Genomic DNA, 13049 nt, shown 5'->3' with positions numbered 1-13049 from the left:
GGTTCAGGCGGTATCGCGCAATGCGCTGAGTTGATCGAGGAAACGCCGGCAGTCGTCCGGCAGCGGCGCGTCGAACTGCAGCGCCTCGCCGGTGATCGGATGGGCAAGCCGCAGCCGGTGTGCATGCAGGAACATCCGCTTCAGCGACGGCTGCGCGTTCGCGCGCGCCAGCGCCTTGTTCAGTGCGAAATCGCCATACTTGGCGTCGCCGGCGATCGGCAGGCCGAGATGCGCGAGGTGCACGCGGATCTGATGGGTCCGACCCGTTTTGAGTTCCGCTTCGACGAGCACATAGTCGGACCAGCGGTCGACGAGGTTGAACACCGTATGCGACGGCAGCCCGTCGTCCTGCACGCGCACGCGGCGCTCTCCTTCTGCGGTCGAATACTTGAACAGCGGCGCCTTCACCGCGCGGCGGCGGCCCCAGTCGGGCTGCCATTCGCCGTGCGCACATGCAAAGTAGCGCTTGTCCATCCGGTTCTCGCGGATCTGCTCGTGCAGGCCGACCAGCGCCGTGCGCTTCTTCGCGAGCATCAGGATCCCGGACGTCTCGCGGTCGAGCCGGTGCACGAGCTCGAGGAATTTCGCGCGCGGGCGCGCCTGGCGCATCTGCTCGATCACGCCGAACGCGACGCCGCTGCCGCCGTGGACCGCGACGCCGGCCGGCTTGTCGATGACGAGCATCGCGTCGTCCTCGTACAGCACGGGGAAATTGGCGGGCGGCACGACCGGCGTGTCGGCGCGCGCGAGGTCTGCGGCCGCCACACGCACCGGCGGCACGCGGACGAGGTCGCCAAGCTCGAGGCGGTACTGCGCGTCGATCCGGCCCTTGTTGACGCGCACTTCGCCGCTGCGGAGGATCCGGTAAATATGGCTTTTCGGCACGCCTTTACAGACGCGCAACAGGAAGTTGTCGATCCGCTGACCGGCCGAGTTTTCGTCGATCTCGATCATCGATACCTGGCCGCTTGCGACCGAATTCTGGGATATTTTGCCTAACTCATTCATACTGAATATAATTTTGCCCAGCCTGACGTTGAGGGTGGCCTGACCGGCCGGCCCCGGCTGAATCGGGCAAGGCGCAAGCGCAAACCGCTATTTTACTTGCGCCGGGGGTCCGCTGCTCACCCCTAATCAAAGAGATGCAGCAAGTTGCACGCACGGCGCCGCCCGTCGGCAAGGATCGCGCCCACAGGCGGATTCGGTCGGCAAGGCGCCGCGGTAACGGAAAGTTGGTTGAAAAGAATTTGATCGGCAGCCCGACGGCGCGAGGTGCGTCCGCAGGCTGCCGGTTGCGAAAATTACGGCGTTGCGCCCGATTTGGTCCCGCGAAGCGTGCGGGGCTTGGCGACGTCAAACCAGGGAAGTACACCCCAAGCGGGAAAGTCGGGCTGGATTCGATACTCCCCGCTGCGGCCCAAGCCGCAGCATCTGCCGCCCGTCGGCGCGCGCGACGCATTGCGCGCGCCCGTGGCAATGCCCGGACTCAGGCTTAGCGCGCTTTTGCAGCGTGCGGTGTGTGAACGCCGTGCTTTGAAGCCGTATTCGCAGGTGCCCTATGGCCGCCGGCCCCGTCTTTCGGGCCCAAGCGCCTCTTCAGGCAATTCTCCCCGCCATCGTTCCCGCTCCAGCGTGCTCGTGACAACACAACAAGGTGCGGCCTGCCGTCGTTCCCGCTCTCGCGACTGACAACCGCGAGGCGCCGGTAGCGGAGCCGCCTGGAGTCGTTCATGAAACGCATGCTGTTCAATGCGACGCAGCAGGAGGAGCTGCGCGTCGCCATCGTCGATGGGCAAAAGCTCATCGACATCGACATCGAAACCGCCGGGCGCGAACAGCGCAAGGGCAATATCTACAAAGGTGTCATCACCCGCATCGAGCCGTCGCTCGAAGCGTGCTTCGTCAACTACGGCGAAGACCGCCACGGCTTCCTGCCGTTCAAGGAAGTCGCCCGCCAGTACTTCAAGGAAGGCATCGACATGCGCTCCGCGCGCATCCAGGATGCCCTGCGCGAAGGCCAGGAGCTGATCGTCCAGGTCGAGAAGGAAGAGCGTGGCAACAAGGGCGCCGCCCTCACCACCTTCATCTCGCTCGCCGGCCGTTACCTCGTGCTGATGCCGAACAATCCGCGCGGCGGCGGCGTGTCGCGCCGGATCGAAGGCGACGAGCGCCAGGAACTGCGCGAAACGATGGCGCAGCTGCAGATTCCAGACGGCATGAGCATGATCGCCCGTACCGCGGGCATCGGCCGCAGCGCCGAGGAACTGCAGTGGGACCTGAACTACCTGCTGCAGCTGTGGCGCGCGATCGAAGCGGCGTCGCAAAGCGGCAACGCCGGCCAGCCGATGCTGATCTATCTGGAATCGAGCCTCGTGATCCGCGCGATCCGGGACTATTTCCAGCCCGATATCGGCGAAATCCTGATCGACACGAACGAAATCCACGATCAGGCCCGTGCGTTCATGGACATCGTGATGCCGGACAACGTCGCGAAGGTGAAGCGCTACCACGACGACGTGCCGCTGTTCTCGCGGTTCCAGATCGAGCACCAGATCGAAACCGCGTACTCGCGCACGGTGCCGCTGCCGTCGGGCGGCGCGATCGTGATCGATCACACCGAAGCGCTCGTCGCGATCGACGTGAACTCGGCGCGCGCGACCAAGGGCGCGGACATCGAGGAAACGGCGACCCGCACGAACCTCGAAGCGGCCGACGAAGTCGCCCGCCAGCTGCGCCTGCGCGACCTCGGCGGCCTGATCGTGATCGATTTCATCGACATGGAATCGGCCAAGAGCCAGCGTGAAGTCGAGCAACGCCTGAAGGACGCGCTCAAGCACGACCGTGCGCGCGTGCAGATGGGCAAGATCTCCCGCTTCGGCCTGATGGAGCTGTCGCGCCAGCGCCTGCGTCCGGCGCTGTCGGAAGGCAGCCACGTGACGTGCCCGCGCTGTAACGGCACCGGCCACATCCGCGATACCGAATCGTCCGCGCTGCAGGTCCTGCGGATCATTCAGGAAGAAGCGATGAAGGAAAACACCGCGGCGATCCACTGCCAGGTGCCGGTCGAGGTGACCGCCTTCCTGCTGAACGAGAAGCGTCAGGAAATCAACAAGATCGAGTCGCGCTTCAAGGTCGGCATCGTGCTGATCCCGAACAAGCACCTCGATACGCCGCACTACAAGCTCGAGCGCCTGCGTCACGACGATGCACGCCTCGACGATCCGCGCGCGTCGTGGAAGATGGCCGAGGAAGCGGCCCGCGAACTCGAGTCGGAAACCGGCTACAGCAAGCGCGCGGCAGAAGTGAAGCCGAAGCAGGAAGCCGCGGTCAAGGGCATCACGCCCGAGCGTCCGGCCCCGAGCCCGGCACCGCAGCGTCCGGTCGAACCGGTTGCCGCACCCGCCCCTGTCGCCGCGGCAAGCGGCGGCTTCATCGGCTGGCTGAAGGGCCTGTTCGGCGTGTCGCCGGCGCCGGCGCCCGCACCGGTTGCTCCGGCACCGGCAAAGGAGCAGGCCACCCGTCCGGCCCGCGAGCGGACCGAGAAGACCGAGCAGCGCGGCGGCGATCGCAATCGCAACCGTCGTGGCGGCACGCAGCAGGCGCAAGGCGGCCGCGACCAGGCAGCGGCAGGCCGTGGCCAGTCGCAACGCCAGGAGCGCGAAGGCAAGGAAGTGCGCGAACCGCGTGAAGGCCGTGAGCCGCGCGAAGGTCGCGAGCCGCGTGAAGGTCGCGAAAACCGCGAAGGTCGTGAAGGCCGCGAAGGTCGTGAGGGCCGTGGCCCGCGCGAAGGCCGCGAACCGCGCGAGCCGCGTGAAAGCCGTGAGCCGCGCGAGAACCGCGAACCGCGCGAACGCGCCGAGCAGCCGGAAGCCGCCGAGGCAGCCGGCCGTGGCGAGCGCCAGGAACGCGGCGAGCGTCGCGAGCGCGGTGAGCGCCGCAAGCCGACCCAGCATGCGGCCACGCTCGAGACCGTCAACCGCGGTGAAAACCACCCGGAACCGGAAGACGACAAGGCCGCCGCAGAGGCGCTGCCCGGCGCCGACCTGGCAGCCGATGCGGAAGCCGGCGCGCGTGATGGCGAAGAACGCCGTCGTCGCCGTCGCGGCCGCCGCGGCGGTCGTCGCGAACGCGACGAAGACGGCGCAGTCGTCGACCAGGCCGAGCAAGGCGCGGACGGCGAAGCAGCCGTGCAAGCCGTGACGCCGGAAGCACCGGCTGCTGTCGAACCGGCCCACACGGCCGCACCGGCAGTCGTCGCGGCCGTGGCAAGCGCCGTCGTCGTGGAAGCAGTCGTCGAGCAGCATGCTGCACCGGCCGCTGTCGAAACCCAGCCGGCACCGGCACCCGTCGAAGCTGCTCCGGTCGAGCCGGCCGTCGCCGTCCAGGCAGCGGAACCGGCACCGGTTGCACCGGCCGCCGTCGCCGAAGCCGGCCCGGCTCCGGTCGAGGTTTCGCCGACCGACGCGTTCGAAGTGCCGGCAGTCCCGGCTGCGGCCCCGGCCGTTGCCGAGGCACCGCAGCCCGCGCCCGTCGAGCAAGCCGCACCGGCCGTGGCGATCGAAGCCGCTCCGGTGGCTGTCGAGCCGGCACCGGTCGCAGCTGCGCCGGTCGAGGCCGTCGCAGCACCGGCAGCGGCTCCCGCGCAACCGGCAGCCGCGCCCGCTTCGGCGAGCCTGGATGTCGTGCTGGAGCAAGCCGGCCTCGTCTGGGTGAACACGGACGCCAGCAAGTTCGCCGCTGCGCAGGAAGCCGCGTCGCAACTGCCGCGCCCGGCCCGCGTGCCGCGTGAACGCAAGGCGCTGCCGCCGGCCGATACGGCCCCGATGCAGCAGGTCGAAACGACGCATCACTAAGTCGCATCGCCTGACCTGGAAAAGCCCGCCCCCCGGCGGGCTTTTTCATGTCCGCGCTGCGGGTTTCCGCCCACCGGACCAGCCGGCCGCTTGCGGCTAAAATAGAGGTCTGGTTCGCACTTCTTTCAACATGTCCCGACGCATCATTCCTCTTGCCGACGTCAGCGGGATGCCGGACGTCTCCGGCGTCGCGCATGCCCCGGACGGCACGCTGGCCGACACGTTCGCCAGGCCGCTGCGCGACCTGCGCATTTCGGTGACGGACCGCTGCAACTTCCGTTGCGTGTACTGCATGCCGCGCGCGGTCTTCGACAAGGACTATCCGTTCCTGCCGCACAGCGCACTGCTCACGCACGAGGAAATCGAGCGCGTGGCACGGCTATTCGTCGCACATGGCGTCGAGAAGATCCGCATCACCGGCGGCGAGCCGCTGCTGCGCAAGAATCTCGAATTCCTGATCGAGCGCCTCGCGCGCCTGACGACGCATGCCGGCCGCCCGCTCGACCTGACGCTGACGACCAACGGCTCGCTGCTGGCGCGCAAGGCGCGTGCACTGCAGGACGCAGGGCTCACACGCGTGACGGTCAGCCTCGATGCGCTCGACGATGCGCTGTTCAAGCGCATGAACGATGCCGAGTTCGCGAGCGCCGACGTCCTCGACGGCATCTTCGCCGCGCAGGCCGCGGGCCTTGCGCCGGTCAAGGTCAACATGGTCGTGAAGCGCGGCACCAACGACAGCGAGATCCTGCCGATGGCCGAGCGTTTCCGCGGCACCGGCGTGGTCCTGCGCTTCATCGAATACATGGACGTCGGCACGTCGAACGGCTGGAACATGACCGAGGTGCTGCCGTCGGCCGACGTCGTCGCGCGGATCGCCGAACATTTCCCGCTGGTGCCGCTCGAGCCGCACACGGCGGCCGAAACCGCGCAACGCTGGGGCTACGCGGACGGCAGCGGCGAGATCGGCGTGATCTCGAGCGTCACGCAGGCGTTTTGCGGCGACTGCACGCGCGCGCGGCTGTCGACCGAAGGCAAGCTGTACCTGTGCCTGTTCGCGTCGACGGGTCACGATCTGCGCGCGCTCGTGCGCGGCGGCGCGAGCGACGCCGAGATCGCGACCGCAATTGCCCGCATCTGGCAGGCCCGCACCGACCGCTATTCGCAGCTGCGCGGCAGCGCGTCGGCCGAAGCCCTGCCCGACGGCGCCGGCAAGCGTGTCGAAATGTCGTATATCGGCGGCTGACGCACGCCGGCCCGTTCCGCTCTCGCACGATGTCCGCTACCGCCTCCCCCTCGATCGCCGGCCTGCTGCTCGCAGGCGGGCGCGGCACGCGCATGGACGGCGTCGACAAGGGCCTGCAGCTGCTCGACGGCACGCCGCTCGCGCTGCACGTGCTGCGCCGGCTGTCGCCGCAGGTCGACGAGACGCTGATCAGCGCAAATCGCCATGCCGACCGCTATGCCGAGCTCGGTGCGCCGTTCGATGCGCGCATCGTCGCGGACGAAACACCCGACTTCCCCGGCCCGCTTGCGGGCCTGCTCGCCGGCATGCGGGCGGCGCGCGCGCCGCTCGTCGTGTGCTCGCCGTGCGATACGCCCTACCTGCCCGCCGACCTCGTCGCGCGGCTGCGCGCAGCCCTCGACGCGCAACAGGCCGACATCGCGATGGCCGTGACCGTCGATGCACGGCAGGCGCGCTCGCCGCAGCCGACGTTCGCGCTGCTGCGCACGTCGCTGGCCGACGATCTGGCCGCCCGGCTCGCGGCCGGCGACCGCAAGGTGCGTGCGTGGTACGCACGCCACAAGACGGTCGAAGTCGAGTTTCGCGACGAGCGTGCGTTTTACAATGCCAACTCCTGGCAGGAACTCGCCGCGCTGGCCCGTCGCTGACGGCGCACGCGCCGTTCCCGCCCGGCACCCGCCGCACGCGAAACCCGCGTCCGGGCACCCTCCTCGCGCCACCGGCCACGAACCCGATACGCCTTGCGGCGCAGTCCGACTGATGATCACGCAATCCTCGCCCGCCCCCCGAACCGCACCCGATTCCGACGCCCCGCTGTCGCTCGCCGACGCACAGGCACTCGCGTGCCGTTTCGCGGTGCCGGTCGACGCGTGCGACGCGGTGACGCTGCGCGATGCGCTCGACCGCGTGCTCGCGGCCGACGTGAATGCGCCGTTCGACATTCCCGCGTACGACAACTCGGCGATGGACGGCTATGCATTCGACGGCAGCGCCGGCACGCCCGTGTCACCGCAAGGTGATATCGAGATGACGGTTGCCGGCACCGCGTTCGCGGGCCATCCGTTCGACGGCGCCGTGGCAGCCGGCTCATGCGTGCGCATCATGACGGGCGCGCCGATGCCGGCCGGATGCGACACGGTGATCCCGCAGGAACGCGTGCGCGTCGACGGCGACACGATCCGTTTCGCCGCGCACGACGTCGCGTCCGGCGCGAACTGCCGCAAGGCCGGCGAGGATCTCGCGCGCGGCGCGTGCGCGCTCGCCGCGGGCCGCATCCTGCGCCCGTCCGATCTCGGCCTGCTCGCCTCGTTCGGTTTCACCGACGTCACGGTGCGCCGCCGCGTGCGCGTCGCCGTGTTCTCGACCGGTGACGAACTGCGCGAGCCCGGCGAACCGCTCGGTCGCGGCGCGCTGTACGACAGCAATCGCGGCATGCTGATCGCGATGCTGGAGCGGCTGCATGTCGACGCGATCGATCTCGGGATCGTCCGCGACGACCCGGCCGCGCTCGAAGCCGCGCTGCGCGACGCCGTCGCCGCGCAGGCCGATGCGGTGATCACGTCGGGCGGCGTGTCGGTCGGCGAAGCCGACTTCACGCGCGACGTGATGGCAAAACTCGGCGACGTGACGTTCGCGAGCCTCGCGCTGCGGCCCGGCCGGCCGCTTGCCTGCGGCACGCTCGCACGTGCGGCAGGCGGCACCGGTCACGCGCTGTTCTTCGGGCTGCCCGGCAATCCGGTCGCGTCCGCCGTGACGTTCTACGCGATCGTGCGCCCGGCACTGCTGACGCTGTCCGGCGCGCAGACCCCGCCGCCGGCGATGTACACGGCACTCAGCACGCAAGCGCTGAAGAAGCGCCCCGGCCGCACCGACTACCTGCGCGGCATCGCGACACGCGCCGCCGACGGCCGCTGGCACGTCTCGCCGGCCGGTTCGCAGAGTTCCGCGTCGCTGAGCGGCCTCGCGGCCGCCAACTGTTTCATCGTCCTGGGCCACGATGCCGCGGCAGTCGACGCGGGCACCCCGGTCGACATCCTGCCGCTCGACGGCCTGATCTGAATTCCACCATCGGTATATCTCTACGGGGGCAATCCACACATGAAGAAGCAAATCTCGTCGATCGCCGCGGGGCAGACCGCAAAGGCGCTGATCCTCGTCTACCTGACGTTCAGCGTGCCGATCGTGCTGCTCGGCATTCTCGTCGCGTACATCCGCTACGGGATGGTCGAGTTGAGCACGATCCTGAGCGCACTGCTGCTGAACGCCATTCTCGGCTTCGTGCTGCTGTGGATCGCCTGCCACGCGTACAACTGGGTCGCATCGCGTTTCGGCGGCATCGAGATCGTGCTGTCCGATCCGCCGGAGGAAGCGTGAGCGGCATGCCGCTGATCCGCGCAGCCGAATCGCGCGACGTCGGCGCGATCCTCGCGCTGATGCGCGAGCTGGCCGAGTTCGAGAAGCTCACGGATCTGTTCGTCGCGACCGAAGCCGATCTCGCCGATGCACTGTTCGGCGAACACCCCGCCGCCGAAGCGCGAGTAGCCGAGCAGGACGGCGCGATCGTCGCGTACGCGCTGTTCTTCCACAACTATTCGACGTTCCTCGGCCGTCGCGGCCTCTATCTCGAGGACCTGTACGTGCAGCCGTCGCAGCGCGGCACGGGCCTCGGCACCGCGATGCTGCGTCATCTCGCGGCACTGGCCGTCGAGCGCCGTTGCGGGCGCTTCGAATGGTCGGTCCTCGACTGGAACCAGCCGGCGATCGATTTCTACGAAAAAATGGGCGCTGCCGTGCTGCCCGACTGGCGCATCGTCCGCGTGACGGGCGACGCGCTGGATACGCTCGCCGGACAATGAGCGCAGGCCGGCCGCGCCGGCGATCGCATCAGACATTGCTTCAAAAGAAAAACGGGCGCCGATGCGCCCGTTTTTCGTTCCGGCTGCCGCCGGCGATACGCATCATGCGTCATCCGCATCGGCGCCGTCAGCGCCTTCCGCGCCGAGCAGCCCGGCCGCCGTGTCGCCCGGCAGCGCCTCGACCTGCTTCAGCTTGCGGCTCATCACGCGCGTGCGCTGCTCGGCGGACTCGATCGAGCGCGTGACCGTTTCGAGCTGCGCCTTCGTGCGCGCGAGCACGTCGCCGAACTTGCCGAACTCCGTCTTGACCGCGCCGAGCACCTGCCACACCTCGCTCGAACGCTGCTCGATCGCGAGCGTGCGGAAGCCCATCTGCAGGCTGTTCAGCAGCGCCGTGAGCGTGGTCGGCCCGGCAACCGTCACGCGATAGTCGCGCTGCAGCAGGTCTGTCAGGCCGGGGCGGCGCAGGATCTCCGCGTAGAGCCCCTCGGTCGGCAGGAACAGCAGCGCGAAATCGGTCGTGTGCGGCGGCGCGACGTACTTCTCGGCGATCGTGCGCGCTTCCAGCCGCACGCGCGTCTCGAGCGCACGAGCGGCCTCCTCGACAGCCGCCGCGTCGGCGCGCTCCTGCGCATCGATCAGCCGCTCGTAGTCCTCGCGCGGGAATTTCGCGTCGATCGGCAGCCACACGGGCGGCGCATCGCGCGTGCCAGCGTCACGCCCCGGCAGCCGGATCGCGAACTCGACGCGCTCGGTGCTCTTCGGCACCGTCGCGACATTCTTCGCATACTGGTCGGGCGTCAGCATCTGTTCGAGCAGCGCCTCGAGCTGCACTTCGCCCCAGGTGCCGCGCGTCTTCACGTTGGTCAGCACCTTCTTCAGGTCGCCGACGCCGGCCGCGAGCGTCTGCATTTCGCCGAGCCCGCGATGGACCTGTTCGAGCCGGTCCGACACGAGCTTGAACGATTCGCCGAGACGCTGCTCGAGCGTCGCATGCAGTTTCTCGTCGACGGTGCGGCGCATCTCCTCGAGTTTCGCCGCGTTGTTGGTCTCGATTTCCTTCAGCCGCTGCTCGAGCGTCGCGCGCACCTCGCCGATCCGGCGGTCGTTCGCCTCGGTCAGCTGCGTGAGCTGCCGGTTCAACGTGTCGCCGAACAGCCGGAGCGCACCCGTCTGCTCCTCGCGCGCCTGCTGTGCCTGGCGCTGCACGCTCTCGCGCATCGCGTCGAACTGCTGCGCATTGCCGGCGACGAGCTTGCCGAGCTGCTGCGCGAAGCCTTCGATCTGGTTGTTCTGCACGGTCGCCACGCTCGTCAGCTGCGCGGCGAGCGTCTGCTGAAGCTGCGCGAAGCTGCCGGCCAGCTCGGTGCGCGAGCCGCGCGCGTTCTCGACGATCTCGCCGCGCAATTCGCGTTCGAGGCGCTCGACCGCACGCGCCTGCGCATGCGCGGCGTCCTCGATCTGGTCGCCCAGTACCGCCGCATCGTCGTGACGGCCGCCGCCGCGCACGAGCGCGACAATCGCCACCGCGAGCGCGACGGCCAGCACGACGACCGCCGCAAGCAACAACGTCATGGTCATGCGCGCGGCTTCCCGATCACGTCAGGGTTGATCGGATTCGGCGGCTGCCCGGCGCGCGGCCCCTCGCCCAGTGCGGCGATCAGGTTGTCGGCGGCGAGGTTCGCCATCGCGCGGCGCGTCTTTTCGGTCGCGCTCGCGATATGCGGCGTCAGCACGACGTTCGGCACCTCGAGCAGCGCCGGATGCACGGTCGGCTCGCCTTCGTACACGTCGAGGCCAGCCGCGGCGATCGTCCCGTCGCGCAGCGCGGCAGCCAGCGCCGCATCGTCGACGATCCCGCCGCGCGCGATGTTGGTCAGCGTCGCCGTGGGCTTCATCTTCGCGAGCTCGGCCGCCCCGATCGTGTGATGGTTCTCCTTCGTGTACGGCAGCACGAGCACGACGTGATCGGCACGCGCGAGCAGTGCGTCCTTCGACACATACTCGGCATTCAGGTCGGCCTCGATCTCGGGTGCGACCCGCGAACGGTTGTGATAGATCACCTGCATCCCGAAGCCGCGGGCGCGACGCGCGAGCGCCTGGCCGATGCGGCCCATTCCGATCACGCCGAGCGTCGAGCCGTAGATGTCGGAGCCGAGGAAACCGTCGTACGCCCACTTCTGCCAGTGACCGGCACGCAGCCAGTGCTCGGATTCGGCGATCCGGCGCGCGGCGGCCATCATCAGCGCCCAGCCGAAATCGGCGGTCGATTCGTTCAGCACGTCGGGCGTGTTGGTGCCGAGCACGTTCGCCGCGTTGAACGCGGCCATGTCGAAGTTGTTGTAGCCGACCGCCATGTTCGCCACGACGCGCAGCCGCGGCGCCGCCGCGAGCGTGGCCGCGCCGACCGGGTCGCCGGCCGTCAGCGCGCCATCCTTGTCGGCGAGACGCGCGGCGAGCGCGTCGGGCGCGAGCGCGTCGCCGTTGTTCCAGTCGACTTCGAAATACTGCTCGAGCCGTTCGATCACGTCCGGAAAGATCGGACGCGCGACCAGGATCTTCTGCATCGCCATCTCCGTATGCCGCGGGCCGGTCGCGGTGCGCGTCGCGCCGCCGTGATCGCCCGCGCTGGGTTGAAAGTCGTCAGGTTACGCCGGGAAGAAGATCAGCGACGTCAGCAGGAACACCGGGACCAGAATCACGAGTGCCCAGCCGAGGTACGCAAAGAAGCTCGGCATCTTCACGCCGCGCGACTCCGCGATCGCCTTCACCATGAAGTTTGGCGCGTTGCCGATATAGCTGTTCGCGCCCATGAACACCGCGCCCGCGGATATCGCGGCGAGCGTCGATGCGCCCGTCGTCATCAGCGCCTGCGCATCGCCGCCCGCGAGGTTGAAGAACACGAGATAGGTCGGCGCGTTGTCGAGGAACGACGACAGAAGGCCCGTCGCCCAGAAGTACATCGCGTCGACCGGCTTGCCGTCCGGCCCCGTAACGAGATGGACGATCTGCGCGAACGCACCGTCCGCCCCCGCGCGCAGGATCACGATCACCGGCGCGATCGTCACGAAGATCCCGGCAAACAGCTTTGCGACCTCCTCGATCGGCGCCCAGTTGAACGCGTTGCCCTCGCGCGCGGAGCGCGGCGTCAGCGCAAGCGACGCGAGCGTCACGCCCACGAGCGCGACGTCGCGCACGAGGTTCTGCAACGCCACGTGCGTGCCCCACACGTCGAACGTGATGCCGGGCTTCCACACGCCGCTCATCAGCACGAGCGCGATCACGGCCGCGAGCAGCACGAAGTTGATCTTGCCGTCGATCGACAGCGCCGCGGCATCCGGTGTCGGATCGAGCGCGGCCGGCCGCTCCTCGCCGCCCTTCCGGTAGAAGTACGTATCGAGCGCGAAGAACAGCGCCAGCAGCACGACGCAGATGAACAGCATCGGCAGCGCGAGATGCGTGGTGGTCCAGAAGAAGCTCACGCCGTTCAGGAAGCCGAGGAACAGCGGCGGATCGCCGAGCGGCGACAGCGAACCGCCCGCATTCGCGACGAGGAAGATGAAGAAGATCACGACGTGCACGACATGCTTGCGGTTGTCGTTCGCGCGCAGGAGCGGCCGGATCAGCAGCATCGCGGCGCCCGTCGTGCCCATCACGCTCGCGAGCAGCGTGCCGAGCGCGAGAATCGCGGTGTTCAGCTTCGGCGAGCCGTGCAGGTTGCCGTTCACGCAGATGCCGCCCGCGACCGTATAGAGCGCGGTGAGCAGCACGATGAAAGGAATGTATTCCTCGAGCAGCGCATGCACGAGCGTGCCGAACGCGGTGCCCGCGCCGAACGCGAACGCGAACGGGATCAGGAACACGACCGCCCAGCCGGCCGCGATCTTGCCGAAGTGGTGATGCCAGAACACCGGCGCGACGAGCGGGAACAGCGCGATCGACAGCAGGATCCCGGCAAACGGGATGCCCCAGAGTGCGGACAGCGTGGCACCGTCGAGCGTGGCGGCCGATGCGAGCGCGGGCGCCGCGCCAAGCGCGATTCCCGACGCCATGCCCGCCCAGGCGGCATGTCGTTTCATGCAGAACTTCCTTGTTCGA

The 13049-nt window shown here is 68.6% G+C and carries 10 protein-coding genes; 6 read left to right on the top strand and 4 right to left on the bottom strand.

Annotated elements, in window-relative coordinates:
- Nucleotides 1–3 precede the first annotated feature (3 nt).
- Nucleotides 4–1008 carry an RluA family pseudouridine synthase gene (locus AC5LXX_RS05420; protein WP_493410733.1) on the bottom strand — a complete coding sequence of 335 codons (1005 nt, stop codon included), beginning with the start codon at nt 1006–1008 and terminating at the stop codon, nt 4–6.
- 722 nt (nt 1009–1730) lie between these two features.
- Between AC5LXX_RS05420 and AC5LXX_RS05415 the strand changes: the two genes are divergently transcribed.
- The 6 genes from AC5LXX_RS05415 (at nt 1731) to AC5LXX_RS05390 (ending at nt 8951) form a co-directional block, all read left to right on the top strand.
- Complete coding sequence (locus tag AC5LXX_RS05415; RefSeq protein WP_493410732.1) at nt 1731–4853, top strand: Rne/Rng family ribonuclease; 3123 nt, start codon at nt 1731–1733, stop codon at nt 4851–4853.
- Nucleotides 4854–4983: 130 nt separating this feature from the next.
- Nucleotides 4984–6096 carry a GTP 3',8-cyclase MoaA gene (gene moaA, locus AC5LXX_RS05410; protein WP_493410731.1) on the top strand — a complete coding sequence of 371 codons (1113 nt, stop codon included), beginning with the start codon at nt 4984–4986 and terminating at the stop codon, nt 6094–6096.
- Between the two features lie 29 nt (nt 6097–6125).
- A complete protein-coding gene (gene mobA / locus AC5LXX_RS05405) occupies nt 6126–6743 on the top strand; it encodes a molybdenum cofactor guanylyltransferase MobA (RefSeq protein WP_493410730.1) in 618 nt (205 codons plus the stop codon).
- 112 nt (nt 6744–6855) lie between these two features.
- A complete protein-coding gene (gene moeA, locus AC5LXX_RS05400) occupies nt 6856–8154 on the top strand; it encodes a molybdopterin molybdotransferase MoeA (protein ID WP_493410729.1) in 1299 nt (432 codons plus the stop codon).
- A gap of 39 nt (nt 8155–8193) precedes the next feature.
- Nucleotides 8194–8469: a hypothetical protein gene (locus tag AC5LXX_RS05395; RefSeq protein WP_006476519.1), complete on the top strand. Its 276-nt coding sequence runs from the start codon at nt 8194–8196 to the stop codon at nt 8467–8469.
- On the top strand, nt 8466–8951 hold the full coding sequence (locus tag AC5LXX_RS05390; RefSeq protein ID WP_493410728.1) for a GNAT family N-acetyltransferase: 486 nt from the start codon (nt 8466–8468) through the stop codon (nt 8949–8951). Before AC5LXX_RS05395 ends, AC5LXX_RS05390 begins: the two co-directional genes overlap by 4 nt.
- 102 nt (nt 8952–9053) lie before the next feature.
- On the opposite strand, the gene AC5LXX_RS05385 is transcribed toward AC5LXX_RS05390, so the two are convergent.
- The 3 genes from AC5LXX_RS05385 to AC5LXX_RS05375 all read right to left on the bottom strand — a co-directional run bounded on the left by AC5LXX_RS05385 (nt 9054) and on the right by AC5LXX_RS05375 (nt 13030).
- The gene (locus tag AC5LXX_RS05385) at nt 9054–10532 is read right to left on the bottom strand and encodes a DNA recombination protein RmuC (RefSeq protein WP_493410727.1); all 1479 of its coding nucleotides are present in this window, start codon (nt 10530–10532) and stop codon (nt 9054–9056) included.
- Complete coding sequence (locus AC5LXX_RS05380; protein WP_493410726.1) at nt 10529–11518, bottom strand: 2-hydroxyacid dehydrogenase; 990 nt, start codon at nt 11516–11518, stop codon at nt 10529–10531. The genes AC5LXX_RS05385 and AC5LXX_RS05380 overlap by 4 nt, the downstream gene beginning before the upstream one ends.
- A gap of 81 nt (nt 11519–11599) precedes the next feature.
- Entirely contained in the window at nt 11600–13030 is a 1431-nt protein-coding gene (locus AC5LXX_RS05375; protein WP_493410725.1) for a sodium:proton antiporter, read from the bottom strand.
- Nucleotides 13031–13049: the final 19 nt, after the last annotated feature.

The organism is Burkholderia torrens (genome assembly GCF_984668525.1).
Note: the sequence above shows the minus strand (reverse complement) of the source record. Positions and strands in the feature narration are given on the sequence as shown.